Annotated in this window: 8 protein-coding genes; 4 read left to right on the top strand and 4 right to left on the bottom strand. The window is 73.0% G+C overall.

From position 1 onward, the window contains the following. Window positions 1-45: 45 nt before the first annotated feature. Both ABZ646_RS06350 and ABZ646_RS06345 read right to left on the bottom strand, forming a co-directional pair. On the bottom strand, window positions 46-1,671 hold the full coding sequence (locus ABZ646_RS06350; protein ID WP_360513514.1) for a S53 family peptidase: 1,626 nt from the start codon (window positions 1,669-1,671) through the stop codon (window positions 46-48). Between the two features lie 108 nt (window positions 1,672-1,779). After that, window positions 1,780-4,692, bottom strand: a complete 2,913-nt coding sequence (locus ABZ646_RS06345) for an AAA family ATPase (RefSeq protein WP_360513512.1) — start codon at window positions 4,690-4,692, stop codon at window positions 1,780-1,782. 237 nt (window positions 4,693-4,929) lie between these two features. Between ABZ646_RS06345 and ABZ646_RS06340 the strand changes: the two genes are divergently transcribed. Beyond that, window positions 4,930-6,234, top strand: coding sequence for an alpha/beta hydrolase-fold protein (locus tag ABZ646_RS06340; RefSeq protein WP_360513510.1), 1,305 nt, complete (start codon window positions 4,930-4,932; stop codon window positions 6,232-6,234). A 29-nt stretch (window positions 6,235-6,263) separates the two neighbouring features. Here the strand turns inward: ABZ646_RS06340 and ABZ646_RS06335 are convergent, their stop codons facing one another. Beyond that, entirely contained in the window at window positions 6,264-7,931 is a 1,668-nt protein-coding gene (locus ABZ646_RS06335; RefSeq protein WP_360513522.1) for a phospholipid carrier-dependent glycosyltransferase, read from the bottom strand. A 162-nt stretch (window positions 7,932-8,093) separates the two neighbouring features. Continuing rightward, window positions 8,094-12,914 carry a family 43 glycosylhydrolase gene (locus ABZ646_RS06330; protein WP_360513508.1) on the bottom strand — a complete coding sequence of 1,607 codons (4,821 nt, stop codon included), beginning with the start codon at window positions 12,912-12,914 and terminating at the stop codon, window positions 8,094-8,096. A 341-nt stretch (window positions 12,915-13,255) separates the two neighbouring features. On the opposite strand from ABZ646_RS06330, the gene ABZ646_RS06325 reads away from it, so the two are divergent. The 3 genes from ABZ646_RS06325 (at window position 13,256) to ABZ646_RS06315 (ending at window position 16,506) form a co-directional block, all read left to right on the top strand. Continuing rightward, a complete protein-coding gene (locus ABZ646_RS06325) occupies window positions 13,256-13,780 on the top strand; it encodes a hypothetical protein (protein ID WP_360513506.1) in 525 nt (174 codons plus the stop codon). A gap of 741 nt (window positions 13,781-14,521) precedes the next feature. After that, window positions 14,522-15,454, top strand: a complete 933-nt coding sequence (locus ABZ646_RS06320) for a sensor histidine kinase (RefSeq protein WP_360513504.1) — start codon at window positions 14,522-14,524, stop codon at window positions 15,452-15,454. A 176-nt stretch (window positions 15,455-15,630) separates the two neighbouring features. Next, a complete protein-coding gene (locus tag ABZ646_RS06315; protein ID WP_360513502.1) occupies window positions 15,631-16,506 on the top strand; it encodes an alpha/beta hydrolase in 876 nt (291 codons plus the stop codon). Window positions 16,507-16,532: the final 26 nt, after the last annotated feature.

Raw genomic sequence — 16,532 nt, 5'->3', positions numbered from 1 at the left:
CGCCGGGAGTCGTCCCGGTCCGCGCTGCGGTCGGTGGGGCCGGGGTCAGCCGAGCAGCTTGGACGCCAGGGTGGCGGCGTTGTACGAGCCCCAGCCGGTGGTGAAGTCCCAGCCGGTCGCCGCCGAGTAGGCGCCGTTGCTGCCGCTGGTGATGTCGTGGAAGCCGGTGCCGCTCGCCGCGTACAGGGCGGGGTTGGCGAAGCCCAGGTTGGCCTTGCCCGCCGCCGCGGCCTGCTGGTTGTAGAGGGCCGCGAACGCCGCCCACTCGGGGGCCGCCGCGCTGGTGCCGCCGACCGAGGACCAGGAGCCCTGCGAGTAGATGGAGACACCGGGGCTCGGGTTGGCGTGCGCCGAGACGTCCGGGACCTGGCGGAAGCCGCCGCCCGCGCTCTTCTGGACGGCCGTCTGCCAGCTCGGGATCTTGAAGACGGAGGACTTGCCGCCACCGCCGCCGGACCAGGCCACCTCCTTGCTGAAGGCGTTCGCGGAGGTCACCGTCAGCTTGGTGCCGCCGACGCCCGTGACGTACGGGTCGCTGGCCGGGTAGTCGACGGAGGTGCCGCCGTCGCCCGCGTCGTCGGAGCCGTCGTCACCGGAGGCCGCGTAGAAGCCGAGACCCTCAGCGGCACCCGCCTTGAAGACCGCGTCCACCGCGTTGATGTTGGAGGTGGTGCGGGCGGACTCGGCGGCGCCCCAGCTGATCGAGGTGGTCGGGATGCCGCTGTCGACGATGGCCTGGTACGTGTCGACCTCGCCGGCGTCGGAGTTGGGGCCCTCGAACACGGTGACGTTCGCCTTCGGGGCGATCGCGTGCAGCACCTCGATGTCCAGCTCGACCTCGACCTGGCCGTCACCGAGCGCGCCGGAGCCGCCGTCCACCTTGGACACGGTCGGAGCGGGGGAGCCCAGGCTGTAGTTGGTGTCGTACTTGGTGATGTTGGACTGCTGGAAGCCGTCGAACTCGAGCAGCGCGATCTTCTGGCCGCTGCCGGTGTACGTGCCCGAGACGTTGTAACCGCCCTTGAGCTGGGCCGGGGTGTAGCCGCCGCCGGGGCCGTTGTGCGGGGAGACGGTGTGCGGGGTCGCCTGGTGGTGCAGCTGGACCCGGTTGTTGAGGCCCGCCACGTCGCTGACGATGGCGGCCAGCGAGGACGGCAGGGTCGGCGCGCTGTCGTTGGCGTAGAAGGAGCGGCCCGACGCACTGTCCTTCCACGTGGACAGCTGGGTGCCGAAGGCCTTCTGCAACTGGGCGGCGGTGCCGCTGGCGTCGACCAGCAGGTTGCCCGAGTGCACCTTGCCGACGGTGACGCCCTGCGAACGCAGGTAGTCCTTCAGCTTCTTCACCTCGGCGTCGGTCCGGCCGAAGCGGGCCGCGAACTGGCCCTTCGTCAGGTAGTGCCCGTAGGAGGCGGAGTGCGGGTCGCTGACCTTCGCGATGAAGGTGTCCAGTGCCGTGCCGCCTCTGGGCGTCAGGCTGATCGCCACGGATATGCGCTTGCCCGCGGCGACCTTGCCGGTGCGGGCGGCGTCCTGCTTCAGTCCGGGCAGGACGTCCCCGGCGACGGCGGCACGCGCCGTGTGCGGGGCGTTCGCCGCGTAGGCGGCGGGGACGACCGCAGTGACCAGGGCGGGCGCGGCGACCAGACCGAGCAGCTTCAGACGAGACTTCACCGAAGTCCTCCGGTGGGTGGGGGGTGGGGAGTGTCCCGGAAACGGAACGGCTTCACCGTAGGAACTCCGGCCCCGCCCCCATAAGCGGGGGAACCCTTGCGTTGCGTGTTAACCGCGGGTGTCGAGAGTGCGCGGGACGCGCGGGCGCAACGGCTGACTGATCGTCATGGCCGTTGCCACCGTGCGGGGTTGGTCGTCGTCGGCGGTGTCGACCGCCGCCGCCCCGGAGGCGAGGACCGCGACCGCCATCGCGTGGGCCAGCGCCGTGCGGGACCGCACCCCGAACTTGCGGTACACCCGCGACAGGGCGCCCTCCACCGTCTTGACGCTGATGAACAGTTCCGCGGCCACCTCCCGGTTGGTGGCCCCGCCGCCGACCAGTTCGGCGATCCTGGCCTCCGCGGGCGTCAGTTCGGGCCCGCCCGCCTCCCCGCCGCGCTCCCCGGCGTCCAGCCGGGCCAGCTCGTCCCCGGCCCGGACCGCGAGCGGGGCCGCACCGATCCGGCCGGCCGTCTCCAGGGCCTCCGCCAGCGCCGCGCGCGCCGCGTTGCGGCGACGGGCCCGGCGCTCGACCGCGCCGAGCGCGATCAGGGTCCGTACCAGCTCGACGGGGAGCGGGAGCCGGCGCAACAGGTCGGCGGCGGCGCGCAGGCGTACCGCCCCCTCCTTCGCCCGGCCGAGGGCCGCCTCGCGCAGCCCCTCCGCCCGCTCCAGCGCCGCCGGTACGCTGCCGGGCACGCCCTCGGCCATCCGCGCCCGGGCGTCGCGGAGCACCTCCCCGGCCGCGTCGGTCTCACCCAGCACGACCAGCGCCTCGGCCAGGTCGGCGTACCAGTGCAGCAGGGGTGGGTCGGCGGCGGACATGGCCTCGCCGAGTTCCCTCACCCGTTGCAGCGCCTCCACCGCGGCCGCGGCCCCGCGCGGATCCCCGCCGAGCAACTCGGCCTGCCCGAGCACCGCGAGCGCGCGCAGCAGGAACAGCCGGTCGCCGTCGGCCTCCGAGGCCCGCACCGCCCGCGCGGCCAGTCGCCGGGCCTCCTCGGCGGTGCCGCCGGCGGTCGCGGCGAGCGCCGCCGCGTACAGCGCCGGAGCCGCCTCGGCCATGGCGCGTGAGCACTGGGCCGCAGTGTGCAGGGCCTCCCGGCAGTGCCCGGCACGGACCTGGATCCGGGTCAGCGCCACCCGGGTCGCCAGCACCTCCTCCACCCCGGCCGACCCGTCGATCGCGGCCAGCAGCCGTACGACCTGGTCGCGGGCCTCGGTCACCCGGTCGGAGTCCAGGGCGAGGATCGCCCGCATCCGGACGAGCCGCCGGCTCTCCGGGCCGCCGTCGGCGCCGCCGGCCAGCGCCAGCGCCTCGCCCAGCGCGGCGTCGGCGGCGTCCGGCCGCCCGCCCAGGGACCGCACCCGGGCGAGGGTGGCCAGGGCACCGACCGCGGTGTCCGTGTCGCCCGCCGCGGCCGCCTGCCGCGCGGCCCACCGGGCGTGCCGGGCCGCCTGCGCCAACTCCCCGCACAGCAACCCCCGTACGGCGGCCCAGTGGTGCAGGGCGGCCTCGGCGCCGGGATCCCCGGCCGCGTCCTTCAGCCCCTCCTCGATCAGGTCCGCGGCGCCCTCCAGGGCCTGCCCGGCGCCGCGCAGCAGGACCAGGCGGGCCCGTACCCGCCGCGCCGCGCAGTCCGACCGGGCCAGTACCGCCCCGGCGGCCTCGGCCGCCTCCTGGGTCAGTCCGGCGTCGCAGGCGTACTCGGCGGCGGCCAGCAGCCGTTCGGCACGTTCCGCCGGGAGCCCGGCCGGGGTGCGGCGGACGGCGAGCGCGGCCAGGTCGTGGGCGGCGCCGGGGGCGCCGTCCCGGCGGGCGGACCCGGCCGCGGCGATCAGGGTGCGGGCGGTGGCCTCGTCCTCGTACGGGTGGGCGAGCGCGAGGTGCCGGGCCTGCTCCACGGGCGCGGTCACCGCCCGGGCCAGCAGCGCGTGCGCCTGCCGGCGGCCGTGCTCGGGGGCGTCCGCGTGCACGGCCGCCCGCAGCACGGGGTGGTGGAACCGTACGACCCCGTCGGCGTCGGCCGTCGCGATGCCGAGCCGTTCGGCCCGCGCGAGGTCCGCGGCGGGGTCGGGGAGCCCGGCGGCGCGCAGCAGGGTGAGGCTGGGGCGGGCGGCGGCGCTCGCCACGAGCAGGGTGTGCAGCACCGTCTCCGGCAGCGAACGGGCGTCCGCCAGCAGGAGGTCGCGCAGCCGCGGCGGCACGGGCGGCGCCGCGGGGAAGCCGGCCGGCGTCCGGGCGTGCCGGGCGGCCCGCCCCAACTCCAGTGCGTAGTACGGGTTTCCGGCGGCCGTCTGCTGGACCGCCCGCAGCAGCGCCGGGGGCAGGTCGGCGCCCAGGTCGGTGCGCACGAGGCGCGCCGTGTCACCGTCCGTCAGAGGCGGTACCGGGAGCTCGACGGTGCCGGCCGGGCAGCAGCGCAGCCGTCCGGGCTGGCCGCCGTCCGCCACCCGCTCGGTGGCGAGCATCCGTATGCCGGGGTCCCGTCCGGTGCCGGTATCGAGGTGGCGCATCGCGAAGGCGAGCACCTCGGCGGTCGGTTCGTCGAGCCACTGCAGGCCGTCGACGACCAGCAGGAGAGGGCCCGCCGCGGCCAGGGCGCGCAGCACGTCGAGGACGGCGAGGCGGACCGCGAGCAGGCCCCGGCCGTCGGCCGGTTCCCGGCCGCGCAGCAGGGCCGCCCGCAGCGCGGCCCGCGGCTCGGGCGGCAGCGCGACCAGGCGGCTGTCCGGGACGGGCGCGAACAGGTCGACGAGTCCGGCGAAGGGGAGGCCCGCGTCCGGTGCGGCGGGTGTGCAGCGCAGGACGGCCGGGCCCGCGGCCGGGGTGGTCGCCGGCGCGTCCGGCAGGGCGTCCATAAGGGCGTCCAGGAGGGCGGACTTGCCGATGCCGGCGGGGCCGTGCAGGAGCACCCCGGGGCGCGTCGCCGCCTGGACCCGGGCGGCGTCGAGCAGCGCGCGGCGCCCGGTCAGAAGCATGTGTTCATGACAAACCTTGATGATCGGCTTGTCAATGACGTCGGTCACCCGCCGGGCCCGGCCCGAGGGCGGAGCGTCGGGTAAGACCCGGTGTGACCTGGGTAAGTCCCCAGGTGTGACATAAAGGAACAGGCAATGACTTTCTCCTGAATCCGTCGTTACGGAACGAGGAAGGCTCTCCGGCCCTCCTTCTGTGCGTAGGCAATGTGCACAGGCAGGGAAGTCAGGACTGACGACATGGGTTTGACCAGTCGAACGACCGTATACGCGATGGTGGCGCTCGCCGCTCTGTGCGTGGCGCTGCTGGTTTGGATCTGGCCACGGCTCGCCCAATCGGGACTGTGGCAGGTGCTGGGCCGGCTGGCAGCGATCGGCGTCACACAGGTGACGATCGTCGCCGCGTTCGCATGCGCGGTGAACTCGTCGTACCAGTTCTTCGGATCCTGGAACGAGCTGTTCGGGAACGTCGACACCGCACCCGTCGGCGTGACCCAGGCGGCCGGCGGGAACGGCAACGGCACGGTGAACGGCATCAGCACCGTCCACGGCGGGGCACTCGTCCAGCCTGCGGGCGACGAGCAGCTGCGCCGGGTCAGCGGGCTGCCGAACGGGCCGGCCGCGGCCGTCGGGCGGGTGGAGTCGGTCAAGGTCATCGGCCGGCGCACCGGCGTGGTCGACCCGGCCTTCGTCTACCTGCCGCCGCAGTACTTCCAGAAGGCGTACCACCGGATGCGCTTCCCGGTGATCGTCGCGCTCAGCGGGTACCCGGGCAGCATCTTCAACCTCGCCCAGCACCTGCGGGTCTCGCAGACCGCGGGCGAACTGCAGAGCAAGGGCCGGATGCAGCCGACGATCATGGTGATGATCCGGCCCACCATCGCGCCCCCGCGCGACACCGAGTGCGTGGACGTCCCGGGCGGACCGCAGACCGAGACCTTCCTGGCCAAGGACCTGCCCGACGCGATCAAGTCCGCGTACCGGGCCGGCCACGACGCCAGCGCCTGGGGCGTCATGGGCTACTCCTCGGGCGGCAGCTGCGCGCTCCAGCTGACCATGCGCAACCCCGGCGTCTACACCACGGCCGCCGCCCTGTCGCCCGACTACCGGGTCAAGGACGACCCCACCACCGGCAACCTCTTCGGCAGCGGTCTCGGCCGCCAGGCCCGGGTCGACGGCCACGACCTGATGTGGCGCCTGAAGCACCTGCCCGTCCCACAGGTCTCCGTCCTGGTCGCCAACAGCAAGCACGGCGAGAAGGGCTACCCGGAGACCGAGGCCTTCATCAAGGCCGTCAGGGCACCCATGAAGGTCGTGTCGATACTCCCCGAGAACGGCAGCCACAACTTCCCCACCTGGGTACGGGAGATGCCCGCCGCCCTGACGTGGATGAACGGCCAGCTGACCTTCCCGCAGGACGTCGTACCCCGCCACCTCACCAAGAAGAAGACCCCGGCCACGGGCACCCCCAGCCCGAAGCCCGACAAGGGCTCACTCCGCGCAGAGGGCACCGAACCCCGCCCCACGGCCACCACGCGCCGCTAGTCGGCGGGGCCCTGTGCCGGGGGCGGACCTCAGATCCAGGTGTCCAGCCACATCCTGGACTGCCAGCCGGTGTACGGGATCGTCTGGCCGGTGTAGATCGGGAAGAAGTAGACGAAGTTCCAGGCGATCAGGACGACGAGGGCGCCCGCGGCCATCGCGCCGCGGATGCGCCGGTGGCGGGTCGCGTCCGGGGGACCCACCAGCGCGCCGATCATCATCGCCACGGCCAGGCACAGGTACGGCACGAAGACGACGGCGTAGAAGGAGAAGATCGTACGGTCCTGGTAGAGGAACCAGGGGAGGTATCCGGCGGCCACCGCGCACAGGATCGCACCGGCCCGCCAGTCGCGGCGCAGGGCCCAGCGGAACAGCAGGTAGCCCAGGGCGAGGCAGGCTGCCCACCACAGGGCCGGGGTGCCCAGGGCGAGGACGGTCCGGGTGCAGGCGGACGCCGTGGTGCAGCCGTCCTGGCCGGGCTTCGGGGAGTCGTAGGCGAACAGCACCGGGCGGCCCATCACCAGCCAGCTCCACGGGTTCGACTGGTACTTGTGCGGCGTGTGCAGGCCCACGTTGAACTGGTAGACGAGGTACTCGTAGTGCCACAGGCTGCGCAGCGGAGCCGGTATCCACGACCAGGTGCCGCCGCGGCCGTCCGCCCAGTGGCGGCCCCAGCCGTCGTCGGACAGGAACCAGCCGGTCCAGCTCAGCAGGTAGGTCAGCAGCGCGGTCGGCACCAGGGAGAGGACCGAGGGGCCCAGGTCCCGGCGCAGCACGGCACGGTACGGGCGGCGGGCGCCGCCGACCCGGCGGGCGCCGACGTCCCACAGCACGGTCAGGGCCGTGAAGAAGACCAGGACGTACAGCCCGTTCCACTTGGTGGAGGCCGCGAGACCGAGCAGGACGCCGGCCGCGAGCCGCCACGGCCGCAGGCCCAGGGCGGTGCGGTCACCGGTGTCCGCGTCCGGGCGGACCCGGCCGTCCGCGTCGGCCGGCAGCGCCGCCGCCAGCCTGGCCCTGGTCCGGTCCCGGTCGAGCAGCAGGCAGCCGAACGCGGCCAGCGCGAAGAACATCACCATCAGGTCCAGCAGGGCGGTACGGCTCATGACCAGGTGCAGACCGTCCATCGCGAGCAGCGCACCGGCCAGGCACCCCAGGAACGTGGAGCGGAACAGCCGTCGGCCGATCCGGCACAGCATCAGCACCGACAGGGTGCCGAGGAGCGCCGTCATGAAGCGCCAGCCGACGGGATCGAGACCGAACAGCCACTCGCCGACGGAGATCACCCACTTGCCCGTCGGCGGGTGCGCGACGAACGAACCGGTGTCGGAGAGCGGGATCACCTGCGGGTGCGCCAGGATCTGCGGGTCGGCGACCTTGCGGTCGGGCCAGGTGCCCTCGTAGCCGAGGTGCAGCAGCGCCCAGGCGTCCTTGGCGTAGTACGTCTCGTCGAAGACCAGGTCCCGCGGCTGCCCCAGGCGCCGGAAACGCAGGACGCCGGCCAGGAGGGCGACGAGCAGCGGGCCCAGCCAACCCGTGGCGCGCGCCAGCCGGGCCGCCGGGCCCGGGCCGAGGCCAAGGAGCCGCCAGAGGTGGGTGGCGGGTGCGGGGAACGGCGGGACGAGGCGTTCCCGGACGTCGGTCCCCGGTGGTGCGCTGTGCGGGGGAGCGGGGTGACCGAAGCCCCGCAGCCGGTCCAGCCGGTTCTGCGGGGCCGCCGTCGGAGGTATGCCGTCGAGATCGTGGGAACGCGTCGCGCTGCTGCTGCTCGTCACCCGCCGACCTTAATCCGTCGACGGGCCGACACCGTACGGCTGTACGAAGATCGGGCAGCCGTACGGTGCGGTGCCACCGGCCGTGGTTCAGGTGTGACGCGGCCGTGGTGTCGCGGGGTGCCGCGGTCCGGTGGGCACCGTCGCGGTGGCCGTGCCCCCGTCGTCGTCGGCGATCGTGACCACCGGGCGGTGCACGCCGGGCCTGCGGTACAGGTGCTCGGCCCGGCAGTCGGCGCCGCTGATCCGGCCCCTCGTCGGGCGGCTGCCGTCCTTCCAGTCGACGGTGCAGGTGTGGGTGTCGGAGCTGCCCGGATCGGTGAAGCGGACGGCGAGGGCCACGTGCCGGTCGCCGTGGCCGCGGGCGCCGGTGACGGCGGGCGGGGCGTTGGCGACGGTCACCGTGGTGGTGTCGGTGCTGCGGCCGCCGGTCAGGGTGAGGGTGTAGGTGCCGTTGTCGGTGCAGGTGACGGTGGCCGCGGCGGCTGCCGGGTCGGCCATCGTGCACGGGGCACCCGCGGGGAGCGTCCATGTGGCGGGACCGGCCCCCGACACCGTGCCGGCGAGCGTGATCGCGTCCCCTTCCGTGCCGCCGGCGTCGGGGCCCGCGTGCACGACCGTCACCGGGTCGATGCCCGTCAGCGTCGGCACGACCGGCTCGATCAGCCCGTCCGCGGCGAACTCCAGCCTGTCGACGGTGGTTTCGCGGTGGGTGCCGTCGCCGCCGGGGATGGCGAAGCGGTGGTAGGCGATGTACCAGTCGTCGGTGTTCGGGACGTGTACGACGCTGTGGTGGCCGGTGCCCCTGATGCCGAGGGAGAGGTCCTTGGAGAGGATCACGCCCCGCTCGGTCCAGGGGCCGGTGGGGGAGGGGCCGGTGGCGTAGGCGACGCGGTAGTTCTCGTCGCGGGTGTCGTTCTCCGACCACATGAAGTAGTAGATGCCGTTGCGTTTGATGACGAACGAGCCCTCGTTGTAGCCGCTCGGGGTGATGTCCCGGACCTTCGAGGGGTCGATGGACGTCATGTCGGCGTTCAGCGGGACCACGTAGGCGTGGCCGTTGCCGAAGTAGAGGTACGACTGCCCGTCGTCGTCGGTGAAGACCGCCGGGTCGATCATCTGGCCGCTGAAGTCACCGGACCTGAGGAGCGGTTTGCCGAGGGCGTCCTTGAAGGGGCCGGTCGGTGAGTCGGCCACCGCCACCCCGATGTTCGCGTCGGCGCAGAAGTAGAAGTAGTACTTCCCGTCCTTCTGGGCGATCGTCGGCGCCCAGGCCCTGCTGTCCGCCCAGCTGATGTCCGGGCCCAGGTCGAGGATGACGCCGCGGTCCGTCCAGTGGACGAGGTCGGTGGACGAGTACGCCTTGAACCGCGTGCCGCTCCAGCCGTCGTAGCCGTCGGTGGTCGGGTAGAGGTAGAAGGTGTCGCCGAAGCGGACGATGTTCGGGTCGGCGTTCAGCCCCGGCAGCACCGGGCTCCTCATGACGAGAGCCGAGACCGTCCAGGTGCGCTTCCTGCCGTCGGAGCCCGTCACCTCGTAGGTCACCGGCTTGCTGAAGTCCCGCACGCTTCCCGAGGCGGGGCTGATGGCGGCGCCGTGCGCGAGGGTGAACTCCGGTGCCAGGGCGGTGAGATCGGTGCCCTCGGTCATCGGCAGCGTGATCCGGCTGTCCGCGTCGTCGACGATGGCGTCGACCTTCAGACCGGTCTGGGCCGCCTTGGCGATCCCCGCCGTGTTGCCGCTGAGCTCCATCACCTCGGCCGCCGGCAACGCCCGGTCGTAGATGCGGAAGTCGTCGACCTCACCGGCGAAGTAGGGGTCGGCGGAGTACAGCGAGCGGCCGATGTAGCCGGAGTAGTCCTTGCTCGCGTCGTACAGCTCGGACGGCTTGATGGTGGTCGTGGTGCGGGCGGCCTCGATGCCGTCGACGTACAGGATCATCGTGCCGGTCGCGCCGTCGAGGGTGACGGTGACGTGCTTCCACGCGCCGGGCGTGAGCTGCGAGCCCGCCGTCAGCTTCGACTCCGCCGACCAACTCGCCTTGGTGATGGCCGAGTAGAGGCTGGAACCGCCGTTGGACGGGGTGGCGAAGAGGTACTTGTCGCTGTCGGGGCCCAGCCCGAACAGCCACTGGAAGCTGTTGCCGCCCTGCCACCTGGCGTACGTCGACACGGTCACGCTGCCGGCGTTCTCCAGCACCCCGTTCGGGATCTTCACGTACGGCGAACTCGACGCGTCTCCGGACATCTTGAAGGAGCCGCCCTTCACCCCCGTACCGAACGCCGGAGTCCGGACGTACGTGCCGTGGTGACCGTGCCCGCTGGAGTCGACGGCGATGTGGCCGCCGGTCTCGTCGAAGTCGTAGTGCAGCAGCAGGTCGGCCGGGACGTCGGGGTCCTCGTCCGACACGGTGACCTCGGCCCGCACCGGGAGGGCGGTGCCGTCCGGGAGGCTGCCGGTGACGGTGAAGGTGCCGGGCTGCGCGTACGCGGACGCCGGGACGTCGTCCCAGGTGACGGCAGCGGGCCGGTCGACGCCGTCGGCGTAGGAGGCGATGACGGTGGCGGGGAGGACCGGGGCCTGCCCTGTCCTCGTCTTCACCGTCACGCTCCGGACGCTCTCCACCAGCTGGTCGGGCTGGTAGGCGCGGAGGAGCCTGTCGTACTCGGCCTGCGTGACCGGGAGTACGGTGCCGTGGCGGGGCTTGGCGGGCAGGTCGTAGTCCGCGACCGGCGTCCAGACCCCGGAGTCGAGGTCGTCGGTCTCGAACGGGATGTACCCGCGGCCCCCGAACTCGTCGAGGAACGCGTACCACTTGTCCTCGGTGTTCGACTTGAAGACCAACGGCCCCTCGGCCGCGTTCATCGCCCCCTTGCCGATGCCCTCGGCGACCGGCGTCCAGTCGGTGCTGCGGATCGAGTCGCTCTTCTCCTCGAAGACGAACTTGCTGTTGGGGGTCGAGGAGCTGTTGTTCCGCTCGTCCTTGGAGAGCCGGTAGTAGGTGCCGTCCTTCTGGATCATCGTGGAGTCGATGACCGACCAGCCGCGGTCGATCCACACCTTGGGCTCGCTGAAGGTGTAGAAGTCCCGGGTGGTGGCGTACATCATCCGGTTGTACGTGTCGCCGGAGTGCGCCTCGTCGTCGTACAGCTTCGACGCCCAGAACACGACGTACTCGCCGAGCTGCGCGTCGTAGAAGGCCTCCGGGGCCCAGGTGTTGCCCGCGCTGTCGGGGGAGATCTTCACCAGCCGCTGGTTCGTCCAGTGGACGAGGTCGGTGGACTCCCAGACCATGATGGACCTGCTGCCGGTGCGCTGGGCGGCGTCCCAGTCACCGTTGCCGTAGATCCTGAGGTCGGTGGCGATCTGGTAGAACTTGTCGCCCTCGGGGGAGCGGATGATGAACGGGTCGCGCAGGCCCTTCTCGCCGAGCGTGGAGGTCAGGACGGGCTTGCCGTCGTTCAACTCCCGCCAGTTCAGGGGGTCGTTCCCCTTGCTGAGGGCCGCGTGGAGCTGTTCGCCGTCCGCCGTGCCCTCGCCGGTGAAGTAGCTGAACATGTAGCCCTTGAGGGCCTGCCTCGCGGGGAGTTCGGGGACGCGGGCGGTGAAGGCGCGGGTGGCGGTGGCCGTCCCCCTGGTGACCGTCGCGGTCAGGTCGGCGGTGGTGGCTCCGGCGCCGTGCGCGGGGCGGTGGACCGTGCCGTCGGGGGAGACCACGTCCGGGGCGGCGGAGGACCAGGTGACCTTCGTGCCGTAGGCGCCGTCGGCGGGCAGGGCGAGGTTGCCGCGGACGTCGTCGAGGTTGTGGACGGTGAGTTCGTCGGCGGCCTGCCGGGCGGCGGTGGCGTCGTCGAAGCCGGCGAGGACGGTGATGTCGAAGGCCTTGGTGTCGGTGACCGGGCCCTTGGTGAGGGTCGCGGTGAGGGTGGCGTGGGCGTCGGGGGAGCCGGCGGCGGGCCGGGTCACCTTCCCGGAGTCCGAGACGACGTCGGGGTGGTCGCTGGACCAGGTGACGGCCGAGCCGCCCGCGGTACCGGTCTTCGGCAGTTCCAGGTCGGCGGTCACCGCACCCGTGTCACCGAGGCTCAGCGCCGCCTTGTCGTCGGCGACGCCCCGGGTGTCGACGGGGAGGGCGAGCCGCTCCACCTCGGAGCCGTCCAGGGCGCGGTCGTACACCCGGAAGTCCCGGATGCGGCCCTTGAAGAGCTTGTCGCCGGAGTAGAGGGACCTGCCTATGTAGTTGGCGACGGTGCTGCCGGACCCGATGGCGCCGGGCGTGAGGGTGACGGAGGTGTTGCGGCCGGCCTCGGCGCCGTCCTCGTAGAGCACGCCGGTGGTGCCGGTCTGGGTGTACGCGATGTGCTTCCACACCGAGCGGGTCAGGTTGTGGGAGTCGGGCGGCCTGGTCGTCTGCTCCGTCGACCAGTTGCCGGCGGCGAGGGAGGTGCGGAAGGAGTTGCCGGTGGTGAAGAGGTAGCCGTTGCCGTTGCTGCCGCTGGAGTTGCCGAAGCCGTACAGGAAGTACGGGGTGGACTGGTCGGAGTCGATGCGCACGTCCATGGACACCGTGATGGCGGCCATGCCCTTCATGACGTCGTCCGGGACCTTGACGTAGGTGTCGGAGCCGTTGAAGCCGAGCCCCTGGCCGGTGGCCGACCAGTCGGCGGTGCCGCTGACGGTGCCGTCGCGGCCGTGGCCCGAGGCGTCGGGGACGGTGCTGCTGGTGCTCGCGTCCAGGGGGTACCAGAGGGCGAGGCCGTCGGTGGGGGCGCCGGCTTCGGCGGCGGAGGCCCCGGCCGTCGCGGGGAGCGCCGGTCCGGCGAGGGCGAGGAGGGTGGCGGCGGCGACCAGGGCGGCGAGACGACCCGCCCGGCGTCTCGTGCGGCCTCGGGGTCGTGCGGTGTGCGTCATGGGGGGCTCCCTGCAAGTCCCTTGCCGTTACATGGAGATGACATCGCGTTGCGAGAGTGTCAAACGATGTCCATGGGGGCGTCAAGACTTTTCGAACGATGTCCGGCTGGTCGAACGGTCATCGTGCGAGGGAAAGGGGCCGACCTGGGGGCCAGGTGAACGGCGGGTGCCCGACAACCAAGCCGTGGCCATGACTTGGCAGGCGGTTGCCCCGGCCGTGACAAATCTTCACCTAAGGAATCCCGGTGCGGGCAAAGAGGTCTACCCGCATAGAGCCGACGGTGCTGTCATGCTCACGTCTGCCCGGAACCGTGCCGGGCGCCTCCCCGGGAGACCCCCACATGTCCCGAATACGCCGCCCCCTCGTGACCACCGTCTCCGCGTTCGCCCTCGCCGTCGCGGGCCTCACCCTCACCACCGGCACGGCGCACGCCCAGTCGTGCAGCCAGGCCTACCTCCCGCTCCCCGATCCCGGTTGCCAGCCCGGTGACCTCAACCCCGACGTCACCCAGAGCACCATCGGCTCCACCATCTGCGTCTCCGGCTGGACCGCGACCGTACGGCCGTCCAGTTCGTACACCACCGCGCTGAAGAAGAAGCAGATCGTCGAGTACGGGTACACCGACACCAGCACCTCCGACTACGAGGAGGACCACTTCGTGCCGCTGGAACTCGGCGGCGCCCCCAAGAGCGAGCTCAACCTCTGGCCCGAGCCGCAGTACGGCACCAAGACCGCCGCCAACAAGGACACCGTCGAGACCAAGCTCAAGAAGGCCGTCTGCGCGGGCACCGTCAGCCTCTCCGACGCCCAGGACGCGATCATCACCGACTGGACGACCGCCCTGTCCAGCCTCGGCCTCAGCTGACTCCGCCAACTTTGCTGCCCCGCACGAGGCTTGGATCTGCCACGTGCGGGGCAGAGCCCTCCTACCGGACAGCAGGTGCGGGTCACGGTTCGGCAAGAGGAGGGCGTCATGGACGGTCGGATCCGAGTACGCGTCGTTCGTCGCCCCGCTCCCCGGGGCCAGGAGATCGACCGCAGGACGCCTTCCGGGCGCATCCTGCCCTACTAGGCCCGTCGTCACGTTTCCGCCCGCCCCGCGACGCCGTGCACGCGCCTGACGCCGCAGGGCCGTCCGCCGGGCGACGACGGGAGCCGGACGGCAGGCCCAAGGGCCGGTGGGAAGTCCCGCCCGACGCCCCACGCCCGGCACGCGACACGCCCTGGCGGGGACGCCGGAGCCGCGGCAGCGGGCATCTGCGCGGGCCGCGCACGGGCCGGGTGTGTCCGCCCACTCGGCGGCGGGCACGCGCGCGGGCCGCGTACGGCGGCCGCGGGGTGTGATTCGCGCGCTCGGCGGGCAGAGGATGTGCAGTGGTGCGCACGGGGCGCGTGTGAGCACGTGCGGGCGGACGGCTGTGTGCCGGTGGCCGTGACGACTGTGTGCCGCGGCTGGCCGGGTCGGCTGTGCGCGGCGCTGGCCGGGACTCCTGCGCGCACAGGTGGCCGGGGCGGCTGTGTGCGCCGGTGGTGGAGGCGGTCGGGTACCGCGGCAGGGAGGCACCGTGACGGTCGGAGAGCCGGCACCGCGTGAGGCGCCGTCGTCATGAGCGGAGTGCCGTCCGGCCCCTTCGTCCATCCCGCCCTCTTCTACGGCGACGCGGACGAGTACCTGGCCGGGACGGTGCCCTTCGTCCAGGAGGCGCTGGCCGCCGGAGAACCGGTCGCCGTGGCCGTACCCGGCGAGAACCTCCGCCTCCTCCGGGCCGCGCTGGGCGCCGGCGGCGAAGCCGTGCGCTTCCTCGACATGCGCGAGGCCGGCCGCAACCCCGGCCGGATCCTCCCCGGCGTGCTGCTGGCCTTCGCCGACGCCCAGCCGCCCGGCCGCCGCGTCCGCATCGTCGGCGAACCGGTCTGGGCGGACCGTACGGCCGTCGAGTACCCGGCCTGCGTCCAGCACGAAGCCCTGATCAACACGGCGTTCCAGGGCCGCGAGGTCACCGTCCTGTGCCCCTACGACACCGCCCGGCTGGACTCCCGCGCCCTGGCCGACGCCTACGCCACGCACCCGACGTACCTCACCCCCGGCTCGCCCGGACCGCACCCCAGCAGCGCCTACGCGCCGCAGGCCGTGCTCGCCCGCTACGACCGGCCGCTGCCGCCCGCCCCCGGCCTCCCCGTCCCCTTCGACGCGGGCTCGCTCCCGGCCGCCCGCCACCTCGCCACCGGTGAGGCGGCCCGGCTCGGTCTCACCGGCAGCCGCCTGTACGACCTCGCCCTGGCCGTCGCCGAACTCACCACCAACAGCGTGGTGCACGGCGGTGGTTCGGGCACGCTGGAGGTGTGGGAGGAGGGCGGTCGGGTGGTGTTCGAGGTGCGGGACAAGGGCCGCCTCACCGACCCGCTGGCCGGCCGCCGCCCCGTCCCCAGGGACCAGCACGGCGGCCGCGGCCTCCTCCTGGTCAACCTGCTGGCGGACCTGGTCCGCGTCCACACGGAACCGTCGGCGACGACGATCCGCTGCTGGTTCACCCGCTGACCGCCGCGCTCTCCCCCTCGGGCCGGAACTGCGCCGAACTGGTCGGTCACGCAGCGGAGTTGGCGTCGCCGTCCGTTCCGGTCCGGTCGACCCGTACGTTCGTTTCGCCAGGGGGCCGGGTGGGCAATGGTGGGTCAACGTGGTCCCGGCCAGGGCCGCGGGAGGGGGACACGGCGGTGCCGGATCTGGTGCGCACGACGGGTGGTCGGTGGCTGCGGGTGGAGGTGTCGGGGGATCCCAGGGGGCGGCCGGTGTTCCTGCTGCACGGCATGCCCGGCAGCAGGGTGGGGCCCCGGCCCCGGCCGATGTTCCTGTACCAGCACGGCACCCGGCTCATCAGCTTCGACCGGCCGGGCTACGGCGGTTCGGACCGCAGGCCCGGGCGGCGGGTCGTGGACGTCGTCGAGGACGTGGCGGCCGTGGCGGACGCCCTCGGTCTCGACCGGTTCGCGGTGGCCGGCCGCTCCGGCGGCGGACCGCACGCCCTGGCCTGCGCGGCCCTGCTGCCGGGCCGGGTGACCCGGGCGGCGGCCCTGGTGGCACTCGCGCCGCGGGACGCCGAGGGACTCGACTGGTTCGCCGGGATGACGCCCTTCAACGTCCGGGAGTTCCACACCGCCGTCACCGACCCGGAGGGCTACGCGGCCGGGATCATCCCCCGCTCGGCCGACATCCGCAGCAACCCGGCGCGGCTGCTGGAGGACCTGCGCTCGGACCTGACCGACGAGGACCGGCTGATCGTCTCCGACAGCAGCATCCGCTCGATGCTGCTGCGCACCTACCACGAGGCGTTGCGCACCTCGCCGTACGGCTGGATCGACGACGCGTTCGCGCTGACCCGCCCGTGGGGCTTCGACCCGGCGCACATCGGGGTGCCGGTGCTGCTGTGGCACGGCGCGAAGGACGTGTTCTCGCCCGCCGCACACTTCTCCTGGCTGGCCGCCCGCATCCCGCGCGCCCAGGCCGTCCTGGAACCCAAGGCGGCCCACTTCGGGTCCCTGCGCGCCCTGCCCGGCGTACTGGACTGGCTGCTGGCGGGGACACCGGACTGACGGCCCCGCCCTCCCCGGCGACTTCC

Origin of the sequence: Streptomyces sp. NPDC007162, assembly GCF_040634175.1 — a bacterium.
Lineage (GTDB): Bacteria > Actinomycetota > Actinomycetes > Streptomycetales > Streptomycetaceae > Streptomyces.
The sequence above is the reverse complement of the archived record's forward strand: the minus strand, read 5'-3'. Positions and strand labels throughout refer to the sequence as shown.

Coding starts and splice junctions, on each gene's coding strand:
- ABZ646_RS06345 (WP_360513512.1), bottom strand. CDS start 4,692: ATGCTTCTGACCGGGCGCCGCGCGCTGCTCGACGCCGCCCGGGTCCAG.
- ABZ646_RS06340 (WP_360513510.1), top strand. CDS start 4,930: ATGGGTTTGACCAGTCGAACGACCGTATACGCGATGGTGGCGCTCGCC.
- ABZ646_RS06330 (WP_360513508.1), bottom strand. CDS start 12,914: ATGACGCACACCGCACGACCCCGAGGCCGCACGAGACGCCGGGCGGGT.
- ABZ646_RS06325 (WP_360513506.1), top strand. CDS start 13,256: ATGTCCCGAATACGCCGCCCCCTCGTGACCACCGTCTCCGCGTTCGCC.
- ABZ646_RS06320 (WP_360513504.1), top strand. CDS start 14,522: ATGAGCGGAGTGCCGTCCGGCCCCTTCGTCCATCCCGCCCTCTTCTAC.